This is a genomic window from Glycomyces arizonensis DSM 44726, assembly GCF_000482705.1.
Classification (GTDB): domain Bacteria; phylum Actinomycetota; class Actinomycetes; order Mycobacteriales; family Micromonosporaceae; genus Glycomyces; species Glycomyces arizonensis.
In genome coordinates this window covers 33,649-48,793 of sequence record NZ_AXWO01000029.1, presented here as the reverse complement: position 1 = coordinate 48,793, position 15,145 = coordinate 33,649, and the positions used below count along the sequence as shown (strand labels likewise).

Here is a 15,145-nt window from a genome sequence, read left to right as displayed (position 1 = left end):
GCGCGGCCTCCCCCGCGGGGCGGAGGAGCAGCAACCAGTGTGTCACACGCCTGTTCGTTCCCGTAGGCTGGTGGAGATGACTCGACCCGACAAGCGCGCGGCCGACGAGCTGCGCCCAGTGACGTTCGTCCGCTCCTGGACCGACCACCCCGAGGGCTCCGTCCTCGTCGAATTCGGCCGTACCCGTGTGCTGTGCACCGCCTCCGTCACCCCCGGCGTGCCGCGGTGGCGCCGCGGCAGCGGCGAAGGCTGGGTGACCGCCGAGTACTCGATGCTCCCCCGCTCGACCCACTCCAGGTCGGACCGGGAGTCGATCCGCGGCAAGATCGGCGGGCGCACCCACGAGATCTCGCGCCTCATCGGCCGGTCCCTGCGCGCCTGCATCGACTTCAAGGCGCTCGGCGAGAACACCATCACTCTCGACTGCGACGTCCTCCAGGCCGACGGCGGCACGCGGACCGCCTCGATCACCGGCGCGTACGTCGCCCTGCACGACGCGGTCACGTGGCTCAAGGAGCAGAAGCTCGCCCGCAAGCCCGAGAAGATCCTCACGACCTCGGTGTCGGCGATCAGCGTCGGCGTCGTGGGCGGCGTTCCGGTCCTCGACCTGCCCTATGAGGAGGACGTGGCCGCCTCGGTCGACATGAACGTGGTGTGCACCGGCGAGGGCGACTTCGTCGAGGTGCAGGGCACCGGCGAGGAGGCCGTGTTCAACCGCTCCGAGCTCGACCAGCTGCTCGACCTGGCCGTCAAGGGCTGCAAGGAGCTCGCCACGCTCCAGGCCCGGACGCTGCTGTCGTAGGCGACATGAGGGTCCTGCTGGCCACCCGCAACGCGGGCAAGATCGCCGAACTGCGCCAGATCCTCGCCGAGGCTGCGCCTGCGGTGGCGCTGGTGGGACTCGACGCCGTGGACGAGTACCCCGAGACGCCCGAGACCGAGTTGACGTTCACGGGAAACGCGCTGCTCAAGGCGCGCGACGGCGTGGCGCGGACCGGCCTGCCGACCATCGCCGACGACTCCGGCCTCGCCGTCGACGCGTTGAACGGGATGCCCGGCGTGCTCTCCGCGCGCTGGGCGGGCCCCGCCAAGAACGACGAGGCGAACAACGCGCTGCTGCTCGGCCAGATCGCCGACATCGACGAGGCCGGGCGCGGCGCCAAGTTCGTGTGCGCGGCGGCGCTGGTGTGGCCCGACGGGCGCGAGGTGGTGGTCCACGGCGAGATGCCCGGCCGCATCGGCCGCGAACCGCGCGGCTCGAACGGCTTCGGCTACGACCCGCTGTTCATCCCCGAGGGCTACGACGTCACCAGCGCCGAGCTGAGCTCCGAGGAGAAGAACGCGATCTCCCACCGAGGGAAGGCATTTCGCGAGCTTGCGAGCGGCATCTGAGGCACAGCCCGAGGTTCGCGAGCGGCATCCGAACTTCGGATGTCGCTCGGGAGTCTGAAGTCCAGCCGGAAGTTCCGGACGGCATCTGCATCCCTTCGCGGGTCCCTACTCGAAATCCGGGGCGCACCCGCGAATTCCCCGACCGAGCCGAAGGCGACCTTCCCTCGTTTCCTCTGCACTGCCGCTGAGTTCCCTCTTGCCCTGACAGGCACCACCGACTGTGTTTCGATGGGCGATGGGCACATATGAGGGGAGTGCGACATGATCGCTGTCACCGGCGCATCCGGGCATCTCGGCCGGCTCGTCATCGAACGTCTGCTGGAGCGCGAGGTACCGCCCGAGCAGATCACCGCGCTGGTCCGCGACCCGGCGAAGGCGTCCGAGCTCGCCGAGCGCGGCGTCGAGGTGCGGCACGCCGACTACGACCAGCCCAACACGCTCCAACCGGCGCTCTACGGCGTCGAGAAGCTGCTGCTGATCTCGGGCTCCGAAGTGGGCCAGCGCCTGCCGCAGCACCGCAATGTCATCGACGCCGCGAAGTACGCCGAGGTGGGGCTGGTGCTGTACACGAGCATCCTCAACGCCGACACCTCGCAGGTCGCGCTCGCCACCGAGCACATCGGCACCGAGCGGTACCTCCAGGAGACGGGCGTACCGCATGTGATCCTGCGCAACGGCTGGTACATGGAGAACTACACCCAGAACCTCGATCGGATCATCGAGTCCGGGACGCTGTACGGGGCGGCCGGCAAGGGCCGGGTGGCGGCGGCGACGCGCAACGACTACGCCGAGGCCGCGGCGGTGCTGCTGACCGAGGACCACGGCGTCGACAGGAGCTTCGAGCTGTGCGGGGACGAGCCGTTCACCTATGACGAGCTGGCCACGGCGATCGGGAAGGCCGCCGGGACCGATGTGGTCTACCAGAACATGGATCCCGAGGCGTACACGCAGGCGCTGGTGGAGTCGGGCCTGCCGATGCCGGCGGCGATGATGATCACCGACGCCGACGAAGGGGTCGCCCGCGGCGATCTGGACTCGAACTCGACTGACCTGAGCGACCTGATCCACCGGCCGACGATGTCACTGCACGACGTGCTGCGCGGAGCGATCATGTAGCCGAGCAGGGCGCGGCCCCAAGGCGACCGGTACTCCGATTCGGAGTACCGGTTTTCTTATAGGAAATAACTTATAACCTATGATTGAGTTTTATATCCTATAGTCTATAGCCCGCGAGTGGTGGTCTATAGCCCATAACCTGCCTACAGAATCCTATAGGATATATAGTATAGGATTACGCGGACGGTTTGCGGTTGCGGAGGATTTCGAGGGCCTTGTCGGCGTGGGCGTTCATCTTCATTTCGCTCTTGACCACGCCGATCACGGTGCGATCGGTGTCGATGACGAAGGTCTTTCGCTGGGTGCGCAGGGCGCTGATCTTGCGCTTGACGCCGAAGGCCTCGGCGGCCTCGCCATCGGGGTCGGACAGGAGCGGGTAGCCCAGGGAGTGCTTGGAGGCGAACTCCGCCTGCTTCGCGATGTCGTCGAGCGAGATCCCGACCGCCTGGGCGCCGAGGTCGGCGAGCTCTCCCGCGAGGTCGCGGAAGTGGCAGGCCTCGGCCGTGCAGCCGGCCGACATGGCCATCGGGTAGAAGAACAGCACCACCGGGCCGCCCTCGAGCAGTTCGCTGAGCGTCCGCTCTCGGCCGGTCTCGTCGGGGAGCGTGAAGTCGGGAGCGGTGTCACCGGTGTCCATGGGGCGAGTCTATCCGCGATGCGGCCGCCCACTGAGCGCGGCATTTGCAAAAACGCGCCGTATATCGATATAGTCGAATATTACAATGCAAGTTCAAGTGGTGCGGTGACACCACACCAGCAGTTCGAACAGTCAGGCGCAGGTTCATGAGAGCCAGGTTGGGAGCGCTCCATGATTGCCAGAGGAGTACCTCATGTCCACAGCAACAGCCGTGGGCCTGCACAGCAGGCACCGCAGGCTTATCGCCATTATGGCGCTCGTCATCGCCGCCGCGGTGGCCGCGGCCCTGTCGACGGTGTTCACCCAGTCGAAGGCCGAAGCGCACGGCGCCACGGTCTTCCCCGGCTCGCGTCAGTACTTCTGTTACTTCGACGCCCTATCGGGCAACGGTGCGCTGGACCCGACGAACGAGATGTGCCAGCACGTCCTCGACGAGGCCGGCTCAGGCCCGTTCTACAACTGGTTCGGCAACCTCGACTCCAACGGCGCAGGCCAGACCGTCGGCTACATCCCCGACGGACGGCTGTGCGACGGCGGCGGCCGAGGCCCGTACAACTTCGAGCCGTACAACGACCCCGGCGACTGGCCCAAGACCCACGTCACCTCAGGGGCGACCTACGAGTGGCGCTTCAACAACTGGGCCGCCCACCCGGGCCGGTTCGACCTGTACATCACCAACCCCGGCTGGGACCCCAGCCAGCCCCTCGGATGGGATGACATCGAGAAGTTCGCGACCATCCAGGACCCGCCCCAGAACGGCGGGCCCGGCGCCGACGACCACTACTACTACGCCAGCCTCACCCTGCCGCAGCGCTCGGGCTACCAGATGATCTTCACCCACTGGGTGCGCTCTGACAGCACCGAGAACTTCTACGCCTGCTCCGACCTGATGTTCGACGGCGGCAACGGCGAGGTCTCGGGCATCAACCCGAACGCCGACCTGCCGGGCAACGACGGCGGCGTGACCGACCCCGACCCGACCACCGACGAGCCCGACGACCCCACCACGGACGAGCCGGACGACCCGACCACCGACGAGCCCGACGACCCGACCGACGCCACCTGCACCGCCGAGGCCACGGTCAACAGCTGGGGCTCGGGCGCGACCGTGTCGATCAGCGTCACCAACACCGGCACGACGAACATGGGCGGCTGGATGATCCACTGGCTGTGGGAACCGAACTCGGGGATCACGATCACCAACTCGTGGAACACCGAGATCTCCTCCATGGGTGACATGGAGATGGCCGGTCCCTCGGGCTGGAACGCCAGCGTCGCGGCGGGCCAGTCGGTCGACTTCGGCTTCAACGTCAACGGCTCGCTGACGTCGATGCCCGAACTCGAGTGCATCCCGTCATAGCGAGGCAGCGGAAAAACACCGCTTACGCCCCTCCCTCCGGAACGGCGCTGCGATACTGATCGCAGGGTGATCCGGGGGAGGGGCCATGTCAGCAGCAACCGCCGCCGGCGGCGTGCGGGCCGGGACGATGACGGCGTCCACGCGCGCCGGCGTCGTCGTCCGCGCCTACATCGGCGGCCAGATCGACGTGCTGAACCGGGCCATCGCGCAGACGCAGCGGTACGAGCCCGGATCGGTCGGCCTCACCCGCGCGACCGTCCACCGCATCCGCACCGCCGTCCGCGGCTACCGGCACCTGTTCGTCCATCCGCCGTACGGCGGGCCGCAGCTCGAGCGGCTCTTGGCGGCGCTCAAGCGCACCGAGGACCTCGAGGCGCTGCGCGTCCACTTCGCCGACCGGTTCGACGAGCTCGACCTGGCCGCCGCCGACCGCCCCCACTGGTACGGAGCGCTCAAGTCCGAGCAGGACGCCGCCTACCGGCAGATCGACCGGATCAGCACCCAGGCGTGGGTGGCGGCCCTGCTGGGGCAGGTGCGGGTCTTCGCCGACCGCGCCGAGCTCACCCGCGACGGCCGGGCGCCCGCCGCCTCCCTCATGGGGACGCTCACGCAGGCCAAGACGCACCTGCTGGACACGTACGCGAAGCTCCACTACGCCGAGGACCTGACGGCCGCGCGCGACAAGGCGCGCCAGGCCGCCCGGTTCGCCCGCTACATGGCCGAGGCCGCGCGACCGGGACTCGGCCGGGCGGCCGACGGCGTGATCGTCCCGGCCGCCGACCTGGAGCACCTCCTCAGGCAGTACCGGCAGGCGGCCATCGCCCGCAACTGGCTGCTGCGGCTGCCGGACACCGACCGGGCCGGCCGACTCAACACCGTCCTCATGGAGCTGGAGCAGCGGCAGCTGCACCGGCTCGGCGAGGAGACCGACGAGGTCGCCGCCGCCACGGTCGAGCTGTGGCGTTGAGCCGGAGCTAGGGGGTGCCTGGTGGGTCAGAGCGGGCAAATGGGCCGGGTAGCGCCCGGTCTGACCCACCAGGCACCCCCTTAACCCCGCAGGACCGCGGCGAGGTTGTCGAGGCCGATCGGGCCGAGGCTCAGCGCCCTGGTGTGCCAGGCCTTGAGGTCGAAATCGGCTCCGGCGGCGGCCTTGGCCTCGTCACGGGCGGCGAGCCAGGCCCGCTCGCCGAGCTTGTAGCAGATGGCCTGGCCGGGCCAGCCCGCATAGCGGACGATCTCGGCGTGAGCGCGGTGCCCGGCGATCCCGCCGCGCTCGCGCAGCACTTCGAGGGCCACCTCGAAGTTCCAGCGTTCGCCGTGCCGCGCGGCCTCGGCCGCGGGCAGCGGCAGGTCCAGGTGCCAGCCGATGTCGATGACGACGCGGGCGGCCCGCATCGCCGAGCCCTTGAGCATGCCCAGGCGGGTGGCGGGGTCCGAGTGCCAGCCGAGGTCGTCGGCGAGGCGCTCGGCGTACAGGGCCCAGCCTTCGGCGTGGCCCGAGATGGACCCGGAGTTCTTCGCGAAGCGGCTGAGGCCGTCCCCGGCGATCTTCGTCTGCCCGATCTGGAGGTGGTGGCCGGGAACGCCTTCGTGGAAGACGGTGGTGAGCTCGCGCCAGACGGCGAAGTGCTCGCGTTCGGCGACGGGCCACCAGGTGCGGCCCGGGCGGGTGAGGTCCTCGCTGGGGCCGGTGTAGTAGGGCGACCCGGCCGAGGAGCCGTGGACGAGTTCGACGTCGAGGTTCATCAGGCGCGGGTCGATGTCGAAGTGGACGCCGTCGAGGGCCTCAAGGGAGCTCTGGTGCCGGTCGGTGAGCCAGGTGAGATAGGCGTCGTGGTCGGTGAGGGGGTCCGCGGCGTCGAGGTGCGCGGCGACCTCGTCGACACTGGCGCCGGGGAGGATCTTGGCGGCTTCGGCGGCCATCTCGTCCTCGATGCGGTGCAGTTCCTCCCAGCCCCAGGCGTAGGCGTCGCGGGCGTCGAGGGCGGCTCCCAGGGTGTTGCGGGCGTGGAGGAGGTAGCGCTCCTCCCCGACGCCGTCGCGGTCGGCGGCGTGCGGCGCGTAGTCCGTCTCGAGGTAGGCGGCGGTGGCGTTGAACGCCTCGTACGCGGCCTCGGCGGCGTCGGCGAGGTCGCGCAGCTGCGGGCCGTCGCCGTAGGCCTTGACGTGCTTGTCGAACACGCGGGCGCCGGCGTTGCGGCGGGCCTGCTTGACGCCTTCGGCGACCTGCCGTTTCGCGACCGTCTGGCCGGCTTCGATGCCGGCGTCCATGGTCCGGCGCCAGGTGGCGAGCATCTCGGGGATGGCCCGGATGCGGGCGACGGTGGTGCGCCACTGGTCTTCGGTGCCGCGGGGCGCGAGGTCGACGTAGGAGCACAGGCTCTGGATGAAGCCGTAGGGCACGCGCAGGGCGCGGCGCCACTCGCCGGCGTCGTAGAGGGCGAGCTGGGATTCGAGCCGCTCGGCCATGTGGAGCCGGGCGAGATCATCCGCTGCTCCGGTGGAGTCGAGGGCGCGCAGTGTGGCGAGGGTGTCGCGGGCGAGCTGGGCGCGTTCGGCTTCGGCCTCGGGTCCGAGGTCGGAGGCGACGCCGAAGTCGCCTTTGATGCCGATGGAACCCGCGGCCATGGGGTGCAGCCGCGCGAACGAGGTGATGTACTCGTCGGCCAGTGCGAAAATCGGTGAGGTCATGGCCGCTAGCTTACCGCGCGGCTAGTGAGGCTCCGTTATGTGATCGTTGCCTGTGGTGTCCCTGGTGGAGACGGCGATGGCGCCGACGAGGGCGGCGAGCAGGAGCAGCGAGAGGACCTCGAACGGCAGGACCCAGTCGGCGAAGACCGCCTCGCCCATGGCGGCCGCGTCGCCCGCCTCGCGGCCGGTGAGGCCGACCCGGGTCCACCCGAACGCGCCGACGAGGACGGCGGCGAGGGCGAGGCCGATGCCGCCGGCGACGAGGGCGCCGGGAAGCCTCGGCCGGTCGAGTTCGTCGGACGGGTCGGTGGGGGCCTTGGTGAGCATGGTGGCGAACAGGAGCAGCACGACGATCGCGCCGACGTAGACGAGCACGAGCACCCACGCGAGGAACTCGGCGGTCAGGACGAGGGCCGCGCCGGCGATCCCGGCGAAGGCGACGGCGAGCCACAGCCCGGCCCGGACGATCCGCCGCGTGGTGACCACGGCGAGCGCGGCGCCGAGCGCGAGCAGGCCGAAGGCCGCGAGCAGCACGTCGGCGAGGGTCATCGCGCCTCCGTCTCGGGCAGTGCCGAGGTCGGGACGCCGTGCATCCACTCCCCCAAGTGCTCCTTGCCGTGGAGGAGGTCGCGGATGTCGCCTTCGGCGTAGTCGAAGTCGGGGGCCCAGAACAGGGCGTCGAAGGGGCAGACGTCGACGCAGATGCCGCAGTACATGCACAGCGAGAAGTCGATGTCGAACCGGTCGAGGACGTTGACCTGGCGGGGTCGGGCCGCGCCTTCGGCTTCGACGGTCTCCTTGTGGGAGTCGATGTAGATGCACCAGTCGGGGCATTCGCGGGCGCAGAGCATGCAGGAGGTGCAGTTGGGTTCGAGCAGTGCGATGACGCCTCTGGTGCGGTCGGGCAGCTCGGGTTGGTGCTCGGGGTACTGGCGGGTGACGGCGCGGCGCGTGGCGGTGCGCGCGGTGGCGGCGAGGCCGCTGATGAGGCCGCTCCCGGGAACCTTCATCCCCTCATCGTGGCAGACGGCTCGAAAGTTATCCACAGGCCGAAAACTTTTTCTTGCCACCTATTGACAACTCGGGTGATGATCTTGTGAAAAACCCGGACAAGGCTTCATTCCCACCTCGGTAGGTCAGGCGGTGCAGTGGGTTCTGCAGACATCGCCATCACAAGTTCGCGCGGGGTCGCTCCCCGCGCGGCGCCTACCGAGGATCCCGCGGGAAGGGGTCCGGCCGGCTCGATCCGGACGAGCCGGCCGGCCGCCCCGCGGCCCCGTTCGCCCCCCGGTTGTAGGGACAGCAGGTCGTGGGTGGAGGTGCCGTGTCTCGACGGCCCGTTCGATCCCCGGTTGCGGAGCAGCGGGGACGGCGGGTGTTCGTGCTTGTCGGCGCGGTTCGGCCCGGGTTGTCGGCGGCGGCGGTTAGCTTGGCCTCCATGGATTTGAAGATTGTGAACGTCACCGTGAACACCGATCGGCCGCGCGAGCTGGCCCAGTGGTGGGCCGGCGCGCTGGGCGGGGAGATCATCACTGATTGGAGCGAGTTCGTCGTGGTCGGTCTCGGCTCCGGACCGGGGATGGGCTTCCAGTACGTGGAGGGCACGGAGCCGGGGCGGATCCACCTCGACCTGCTGGCCGGCGACGCGGGCAAGGAGGTGGACCGCCTGATCGAGGCGGGTGCTTCCCGGGTCGCGGACCGCGGGGCGCCGGACGGGTCGTTCCGGTGGACGGTGCTGGCCGACCCGGACGGCAACGAGTTCTGCGTGACGAACGGCGGCGAGGCGGAGCACTGACCGGCACGTGCCGCGGTCCGGGTCTGGCCGCCCGGGCCGCGGCGTCCGTGCCTTATGCGAGCGCTCTCGCGAACGCCGCCCGGGTCTCGTCGAAGACCTCCTGGCCCGGGCGGGCCCACAGGGCGTCGTTGAACAGTTCGACCTCGATCGGGCCGGTGAAGCCGGTCGCGTCGACGGCGTCGCGGTAGCGGCGCATGTCGATGCACCCGTCGCCGAGCTGGCCGCGGCCGGTGAGCACGCCGGCGGGCAGCGGGGTGATCCAGTCGGCGAGCTGGAAGGAGGCGATGCGGCCTTCGGCGCCGGCGCGGGCGATGCCGTTCCAGACTTCCGGGTCCCACCAGATGTGGTAGGTGTCGACGACGACGCCGACGGCCGCGGCGGGGTGCGGCGCGGCGAGGTCGAGGGCCTGGCCGAGGGTGGAGACGACGCAGCGGTCCGAGGCGAACATCGGGTGGAGCGGCTCGATCGCGAGGGTCACGCCGCGTTCGGCCGCGTACGGGGCGAGCCGGGCGAGGGCCTCGGCGACGCCGTCGCGGGCGCTGTCGATCGTGCCGCCTTCGGGGATCGGCCCGGCGACGAGGACGAGCGTCGGGGCGCCGAGTTCGGCGGTCTCGTCGATGGCGCGCCGGTTGTCGTCGATGGCTTGATCGGTGGGGTCGGTGAAGAACCCGGCCCGGCACAGGCTGGTGACGGTGACGCCGGCGTCGCGGACCTGTTTCGCGGTGGCGGCCAGGCCGTGTTCGGCGACGGGCTCGCGCCACAGGCCGATGCCGGAGCCGGTGCGGGCGCAGGCCTCGATGGCCTCGGTCTGGTCCCAGAACTTGGCGGTGGCATGGTTGAAGGAGAACCGGTTGAAGGGGAAGCGTTCGAGGTCGGTGCTCATCGACGGCTCACCGGGGCTTGGCCCGCCACCTTCAGCAGGGCGTCGAAGCGCTCTTCGGCCACGGCGGGGTTCGGAAAGAGGTCGACCGCGGTGGCGAGCTCGTAGATCTCCTTGAAGTGGGTGATCGAGCGGGCCGATTCGAGGCCGCCGACCATCTTGAAGTGGTCCTGGTGGCCCGAGAGCCAGGCGAGGAAGACCACGCCGGTCTTGTAGTTGTACGTCGGCGCTTCGAAGACCTTGCGGGCCAGCGGGACCGTGGGGTCGAGGAGGGCGCGGAAGCCTTCGGTGTCGTGCTCGTCGAGGCGCTTGGCGGCCTTGGCGGCCAGGGGCGCGAGCGGGTCGAAGATGCCCAGGAGCGCGTCGGAGTGGCCCCGCTCGTCGCCGGCGATGAGCTGCGGGTAGTTGAAGTCGTCGCCGGTGTAGCAGCGCACGCCCTCGGGGAGCCTGCGGCGCAGGGCGATCTCGGCGTCGGCGTCGAGCAGGCTCATCTTGATGCCGTCGATCTTGGCCGCGTTCTCGGTGATGATCGCGACGAAGGTGTCGGCGGCCTCGTCGAGGTCGTCCGAGCCCCAGTAGCCGGCCAGGGCCGGGTCGAACATGGGGCCGAGCCAGTGGAGGATGGCCTTGCCGCTGACTTCGCCGAGCAGTTCGCCGTAGAGGCGCCGGTAGTCGTCGGGGCCCTTGGCGGTGGCGGCCATGGCGCGCGAGCACATGAGGATGGTGCCGGCGCCGGCGTCCTCGACGACGGCGAGCTGGTCGAGGTAGGTGGCCTTGATCGCTTCGAGCGTGGCGGTCTCGGCGGGGAGCTGGTCGGTGCCCACGCCGCAGGCGAGGAGGTCGTCGGGTCCGGCCGCGTCGGCGGAGCGGCGGATGAGCTCCTTGGTGGCCTCCCAGTCCAGGCCCATGCCCCGCTGGGCGGTGTCCATCGCGTCGGCGACGCCGAGGCCGAGGTCCCACAGGTGGCGGCGGTAGGCAATGGTGGCGTCCCAGTCGACGGCGGCGGGCCGACCGGGCCCGTTGTCGGCGAGCGGGTCGGCGACGACGTGCGCGGCCGAGTAGATGACGCGGGAGTGGAAGCGGCGGCTCACAGCCCGAGCTCCTCGAGTTCGATGCGGCGCCCTTCGCGGGCGGAGCGGTAGCCGGCCTCGGCGAGCTGGACGCCGCGGGCGGCGGCGAGGAAGTCGTGGTGCCACGGCTCGTCGTCGACGACGTGGCGCAGGAACTCCTCCCATTGGAGTTTGAAGCCGTTGTCGAAGGTCTCGTTGTCGGGCACGTCGTGCCACTGCGCGCGGAAGTCGATCGGCTGCTCGATGTCGGGGTTCCACACGGGCTTGGGGGTGTGGGCGCGGTGCTGGGCGCGGCATTTGCGCAGCCCCGCGATGGCCGAGCCTTCGGTGCCGTCGACGTGGAATTCGACGAGTTCTTCGCGGTCGACCCTGGTGCACCAGGAGGAGTTCATCTGGACGACGGTGCCGTCGGTGAGTTCGAAGAGGGCGTAGGCGGCGTCGTCGGCGGTGGCGGCGTAGGGCTCGCCGCGTTCGTCGGTGCGCTCGGGGATGTGGGTGGTGACGTGGGCGGAGACGGACCTGATGGGGGCGAGCGTGCCTTCGAAGACGTAGGACCAGTGGGGGAACATGTCGAGGACCATGCCGCCGCCGTCTTCGGCGCGGTAGTTCCAGGAGGGCCGCTGCGCGGACTGCCAGTCGCCTTCGAAGACCCAGTAGCCGAATTCGCCGCGCACCGACAGGACCCGCCCGAAGAATCCGGAGTCGACCAGGCGCTTGAGCTTGCGCAGGCCGGGCAGGTACAGCTTGTCGGCGACGGCGCCGTTCTTGACGCCGGCGTCGCGGGCGGCCCTGGCGAGGTTCAGCGCGTCGTCGAGGTTGGTCGCGATGGGCTTCTCGGTGTAGACGTGCTTGCCGGCCTTGATGGCGGCGCCCACGGCACTGAGGCGGTGCTGCGTGGTGAGCGCGTCGAAGTAGATGTCGACGCCGTCGTCGGCGAGCGCCTCGTCGAGGCTGGTGGTGTACCGGTCCAGGCCGTGGCGGTCGGCGATCTCGGCGAGCTTGTCGGCGTTGCGGCCGACGAGGATGAGCTCGGGCCAGATGACCGATCCGTCCGCGCGTTCGACGCCGCCCTGTTCGCGGATGGCGAGCAGCGAGCGGACCAGGTGCTGCCGGTAGCCCATGCGCCCGGTCACGCCGTTCAGGGCGATGCCGACGGGAATTCGTTCTGCCATAGGGGGTCTGCTCCAGACGATGACGGTGCTTCGCCGCTCGCGGGGCCCGCGAGGCGGCGGTGGACTCGCGGGCGCCGCCGTCTCGCGGACCTCGCGAGCGGCAAACGCTTTCTTGCAGTTTTCTGAAGCATACAGCAAAACGGCGCCCGCATGAAAGCGGTCGCCGTCCGGTTTTCGCCGAATGGGGGCCTAGAACACGGTCGCCTTGGGCTCTAGAGGTACTGCTCGGCGATCTCGCCGACCTCGCCGACGGGCGCCCAGATCTGGTACACGCCGGTGTCGTACGGCTCCAGGCCGAGGCTCACCGCCACGTCGCTGCTCCCGCCGCGGTACTCCAGGCGCAGCCAGTCGCCCGACTCGCCGAGCACGAAGAACGGCTCGCCGCGCCAGGTGCAGACCGTGCGCACATAGAAGAAGTCGTCGAGCTCGCCGATCGGCACGCCGCGCCGGTAGCGGCCCTCGGCGACCTGCACGAAGCCGTCGCCGCCGGTCGGCGAGTACAGCCGCACGTGGGCCCCGTCGGGGCTGGAGTCGTACTCGGCGCCGTTCCAGCGCGCGATGTAGCCGTCCCTCATCCTCAGGCGCCCTTCCATTCGCGGTGGTCCAGCACGGACGCGGCCCGGTCCTCGGGCGCGGGCCGCACCAGGTCGTAGTGGCCCTCGGCGGGGTCGGAACCGAACGCGTCGCCCAGCGCGGAGGTCTCGTAGCCGCCCGCGCCGTAGCCGGGGGCGGCCTCGCCCATCGGCCCGGCGGGCATCGGCGCGTCGCCGGGCGACGCCGGGAGCGCCGGGGACGGGGCGGCCTCGATGGCGGCCGGGCGGCCGCCGCCCTCAACGGGCCCGGTGAAGCGGCCGGTGCCCTCGACTGGCGCCCATTCGCGCGTGTCGGCATCGAACACGGCCAGCTCGGTGACGTCGCCGCGTGAGTCGATCCGGAAGATCTGGGCGCCGTGGGGCAGGCGCACCGAGTCGACCTTGTGCTCGGGGATCTGGTCGTCGCCCGACTCGGAGGGGGCCAGGCCGTCGCCGCGGAAGGGCCCCGGTTCGACGATCCAGCCGCCGCGCGCCTCGGCGCTGGCGGCGTCGCCGCCGCCGAGCGCGAGCGGGTACAGGTCGGTGCGGTAGCCGATCCAGCGCAGGACGTGGACGGCGTCGTCGGTGGGGCTGAAGGCGTCCGAGCCGCGCAGCAGCCCGAGCGCGAGGTACAGCTGCGCGGGGGTGCGCAGGTGCTCGACGGCGGCCGCGGGGTGGACGAAGCCGCCGACGCGGTCGTAGCCGCGTTCGAGGTAGAACGGCACCTGCTCGTGGGGGATGGTCTTCTGCCACAGCACGGGCTTGACGCGCTGGGAGGGGGCCGCGGCGCGCGCCTCGGCGGCCTGGCGGCGCTCCATCGCGGCGGCGAGGTCCAAGAGGTCCTTGGCCTCGGCCCACTTGATGAGCGGCTCGATCTCGGGGCCGGACATGTTGGCGCCGACCTCGGTGCCGGGGTTGACGTAGAGGGCGTACTCGACGCCGGGCCAGTGCTGGATGAGCCAGCCGAAGGCCACCTCGGTGTACGGGGCGTCCTCGCCCGCGCGGGCGTGCAGGCGCTCGACCGTGGTGTAGACGGTGATGCCGTGGATGCCGTCGACGATGTCCGAGGCCCACCGGAAGGCGGGGTCGCCGACGCGGATGGCGGCGGCCTCGGGGTCGCCGATGGGCAGGATCACGCTGCTGCACAGCAGGGTGTGCAGGAACGCGGCGGTGTCGCCCTGCGCGGCCGATTCGGCCAGGAGCGGCTCGGCGTCGGCGCCGGAGAGCTCGACGGGCGGGGGCGGCGCGGGCTCGCCGTGCTGCTGCTGGGGCGGCTCCGAGTGGTGCGTCTGCTCCTGCGCCGGGGAGGGCCTGCGGCCGAAGGCGCTGGACATGGAGGCGAACGACTCGGCCGAGGGCGGGGGGCTCGACGGCGGCTCGGAGTGCGAGCCGGCGGGGGTGAACGCGTCGGGCTGCCGCGCGGGCGGCTCGAACGCGCCGGGCTGCGACGACTGGTAGGGCTCGGGGGCGCCGTACGGGTCGGCCGGTTCGCGCTGCGGGAGCGGGCCGGGACCGCCCTGCTGCTCGCGGAGCCATTCGGGGGCGTCGGGCCATTCGGTCTGCTCGGAGGGCCACAGGGGCTGCTCGGGGGCCGCGCTCGCCGGGGGCTGGGAGGGGTAGGCCTGCTCGCCGAAGGCGCCGGGGGCGGACGCGGGCGGCTCGCTTTCGCCGGGCGGGCGGCGCAGCGGCAGGCCCGCGCCGGTGGTGCCGCCGACGGTGGAGTAGGCGCCGGAGTTCGCGCCGCCGAGGTCGGCCGAGCGCCGGGGGGCGGGCGGGACCTCGGGGACGGGCGGGGCGGCGGGCATGAAGCTGCCCTCGCGGATGGGCGGGGCGGGCTCCATGGGGTTGGCGAAGGGGTCGGAGTGGGCCATGGTGGCGAAGGACTGCTCGCCGGAGTGCTGCTCGGGCCCGGACTCGCCGGGGACGGTGGTCATGCCCTGGGCGACCTGCGAGACGAACCATGCCGGAAGGTACCCCTCGATGGGCAGGCCGGGGTTGACCGCCAGCCACCACTCCTCGTCGGGCCAGGCCTCGGCGAGGGCGCTGAAGCGGACGCGGCGGGAGGATCCGGCGTTGTCCCTCAGGCACACGGCGAGGGCGGTCTCGGAGGTGAAGGCGAGGATGTGGGTGCGGTCGTCGGTGGTCCAGGTGGCCCAGGTGTCGGCCCCGCCCAGGCCCGTCGGGTCCTCGTAGGACAACGGAAGGACGAGTTCGATCTGGGAGAGAATCCGGAAGTAGCCGTCCTGGTCGTCGGCGCGCAGCGCTTCGCGGAGACGGTGCTCGGTCTCGTTACTCGGTTCCCACATCGATCCCATTCAGTCCTTCCCCCCTACCGGTCCTCGATGGGGCAGCGACGAGGTAACGCGGTGTTCCCTCGCGATCGTCACCGTAACGCGAGGGTGTTGTCAAGTTTCCGTCAGTAGGCCAAAAATAACGAATTCATAAAGACGGGCGCGTGTC

At 70.7% G+C, this 15,145-nt stretch carries 14 protein-coding genes and 1 pseudogene; 6 read left to right on the top strand and 9 right to left on the bottom strand.

What is annotated here, in order from left to right:
- The first annotated feature begins 76 nt into the window (after positions 1-76).
- The 3 genes from rph to H613_RS0117580 all read left to right on the top strand — a co-directional run bounded on the left by rph (position 77) and on the right by H613_RS0117580 (position 2,508).
- On the top strand, positions 77-802 hold the full coding sequence (gene rph, locus H613_RS0117590; RefSeq protein WP_026924832.1) for a ribonuclease PH: 726 nt from the start codon (positions 77-79) through the stop codon (positions 800-802).
- Between the two features lie 5 nt (positions 803-807).
- Positions 808-1,392 (top strand): RdgB/HAM1 family non-canonical purine NTP pyrophosphatase, encoded by a 585-nt coding sequence (rdgB, locus tag H613_RS0117585; RefSeq protein ID WP_026924831.1) that lies wholly within the window; start codon positions 808-810, stop codon positions 1,390-1,392.
- 261 nt (positions 1,393-1,653) lie between these two features.
- Positions 1,654-2,508 carry an SDR family oxidoreductase gene (locus H613_RS0117580; RefSeq protein ID WP_026924830.1) on the top strand — a complete coding sequence of 285 codons (855 nt, stop codon included), beginning with the start codon at positions 1,654-1,656 and terminating at the stop codon, positions 2,506-2,508.
- A 175-nt stretch (positions 2,509-2,683) separates the two neighbouring features.
- On the opposite strand, the gene H613_RS0117575 is transcribed toward H613_RS0117580, so the two are convergent.
- A complete protein-coding gene (locus H613_RS0117575) occupies positions 2,684-3,145 on the bottom strand; it encodes a peroxiredoxin (RefSeq protein WP_026924829.1) in 462 nt (153 codons plus the stop codon).
- Between the two features lie 193 nt (positions 3,146-3,338).
- Between H613_RS0117575 and H613_RS27405 the strand changes: the two genes are divergently transcribed.
- Together H613_RS27405 and H613_RS0117565 are read left to right on the top strand one after the other, a co-directional pair.
- Entirely contained in the window at positions 3,339-4,505 is a 1,167-nt protein-coding gene (locus tag H613_RS27405; protein WP_084546730.1) for a lytic polysaccharide monooxygenase, read from the top strand.
- Positions 4,506-4,590: 85 nt separating this feature from the next.
- Positions 4,591-5,472, top strand: coding sequence for a CHAD domain-containing protein (locus H613_RS0117565; RefSeq protein ID WP_026924828.1), 882 nt, complete (start codon positions 4,591-4,593; stop codon positions 5,470-5,472).
- An 80-nt stretch (positions 5,473-5,552) separates the two neighbouring features.
- Here the strand turns inward: H613_RS0117565 and H613_RS0117560 are convergent, their stop codons facing one another.
- From H613_RS0117560 to H613_RS27400, 3 genes and pseudogenes are all read right to left on the bottom strand, one after another.
- Entirely contained in the window at positions 5,553-7,196 is a 1,644-nt protein-coding gene (locus H613_RS0117560; RefSeq protein WP_026924827.1) for a DUF885 domain-containing protein, read from the bottom strand.
- Positions 7,197-7,217: 21 nt separating this feature from the next.
- On the bottom strand, positions 7,218-7,745 hold the full coding sequence (locus H613_RS0117555; protein ID WP_026924826.1) for an NADH-quinone oxidoreductase subunit J family protein: 528 nt from the start codon (positions 7,743-7,745) through the stop codon (positions 7,218-7,220).
- Between the two features lie 29 nt (positions 7,746-7,774).
- Positions 7,775-8,206 (bottom strand): annotated as a pseudogene (locus tag H613_RS27400) (4Fe-4S binding protein); the annotation flags it as partial.
- Between the two features lie 428 nt (positions 8,207-8,634).
- Here H613_RS27400 and H613_RS0117545 point away from each other — a divergent pair.
- Positions 8,635-8,991, top strand: a complete 357-nt coding sequence (locus H613_RS0117545) for a VOC family protein (RefSeq protein WP_026924825.1) — start codon at positions 8,635-8,637, stop codon at positions 8,989-8,991.
- A 52-nt stretch (positions 8,992-9,043) separates the two neighbouring features.
- Here the strand turns inward: H613_RS0117545 and H613_RS0117540 are convergent, their stop codons facing one another.
- The 5 genes from H613_RS0117540 to H613_RS0117520 all read right to left on the bottom strand — a co-directional run bounded on the left by H613_RS0117540 (position 9,044) and on the right by H613_RS0117520 (position 14,991).
- The gene (locus H613_RS0117540; RefSeq protein ID WP_026924824.1) at positions 9,044-9,874 is read right to left on the bottom strand and encodes a sugar phosphate isomerase/epimerase family protein; all 831 of its coding nucleotides are present in this window, start codon (positions 9,872-9,874) and stop codon (positions 9,044-9,046) included.
- Positions 9,871-10,962, bottom strand: a complete 1,092-nt coding sequence (locus tag H613_RS27395) for a dihydrodipicolinate synthase family protein (protein WP_156926099.1) — start codon at positions 10,960-10,962, stop codon at positions 9,871-9,873. The genes H613_RS0117540 and H613_RS27395 overlap by 4 nt, the downstream gene beginning before the upstream one ends.
- Positions 10,959-12,113 (bottom strand): Gfo/Idh/MocA family protein, encoded by a 1,155-nt coding sequence (locus H613_RS31785; RefSeq protein WP_026924823.1) that lies wholly within the window; start codon positions 12,111-12,113, stop codon positions 10,959-10,961. Before H613_RS31785 ends, H613_RS27395 begins: the two co-directional genes overlap by 4 nt.
- Positions 12,114-12,325: 212 nt before the next feature.
- The gene (locus H613_RS0117525) at positions 12,326-12,688 is read right to left on the bottom strand and encodes a UCP033725 family protein (protein WP_026924822.1); all 363 of its coding nucleotides are present in this window, start codon (positions 12,686-12,688) and stop codon (positions 12,326-12,328) included.
- A gap of 2 nt (positions 12,689-12,690) precedes the next feature.
- On the bottom strand, positions 12,691-14,991 hold the full coding sequence (locus H613_RS0117520) for an SseB family protein (RefSeq protein ID WP_156926098.1): 2,301 nt from the start codon (positions 14,989-14,991) through the stop codon (positions 12,691-12,693).
- Positions 14,992-15,145: the final 154 nt, after the last annotated feature.

Bases quoted from the DNA above. Each gene is read 5' to 3' on its own strand.
- H613_RS31785 (WP_026924823.1), bottom strand. From the start codon at position 12,113: ATGGCAGAACGAATTCCCGTCGGCATCGCCCTGAACGGCGTGACCGGG.
- H613_RS0117575 (WP_026924829.1), bottom strand. From the start codon at position 3,145: ATGGACACCGGTGACACCGCTCCCGACTTCACGCTCCCCGACGAGACC.
- H613_RS0117565 (WP_026924828.1), top strand. From the start codon at position 4,591: ATGTCAGCAGCAACCGCCGCCGGCGGCGTGCGGGCCGGGACGATGACG.
- H613_RS0117580 (WP_026924830.1), top strand. From the start codon at position 1,654: ATGATCGCTGTCACCGGCGCATCCGGGCATCTCGGCCGGCTCGTCATC.
- H613_RS0117560 (WP_026924827.1), bottom strand. From the start codon at position 7,196: ATGACCTCACCGATTTTCGCACTGGCCGACGAGTACATCACCTCGTTC.
- H613_RS27405 (WP_084546730.1), top strand. From the start codon at position 3,339: ATGTCCACAGCAACAGCCGTGGGCCTGCACAGCAGGCACCGCAGGCTT.
- H613_RS0117525 (WP_026924822.1), bottom strand. From the start codon at position 12,688: ATGAGGGACGGCTACATCGCGCGCTGGAACGGCGCCGAGTACGACTCC.
- H613_RS0117545 (WP_026924825.1), top strand. From the start codon at position 8,635: ATGGATTTGAAGATTGTGAACGTCACCGTGAACACCGATCGGCCGCGC.
- rph (WP_026924832.1), top strand. From the start codon at position 77: ATGACTCGACCCGACAAGCGCGCGGCCGACGAGCTGCGCCCAGTGACG.
- rdgB (WP_026924831.1), top strand. From the start codon at position 808: ATGAGGGTCCTGCTGGCCACCCGCAACGCGGGCAAGATCGCCGAACTG.
- H613_RS0117540 (WP_026924824.1), bottom strand. From the start codon at position 9,874: ATGAGCACCGACCTCGAACGCTTCCCCTTCAACCGGTTCTCCTTCAAC.
- H613_RS0117555 (WP_026924826.1), bottom strand. From the start codon at position 7,745: ATGACCCTCGCCGACGTGCTGCTCGCGGCCTTCGGCCTGCTCGCGCTC.
- H613_RS0117520 (WP_156926098.1), bottom strand. From the start codon at position 14,991: ATGTGGGAACCGAGTAACGAGACCGAGCACCGTCTCCGCGAAGCGCTG.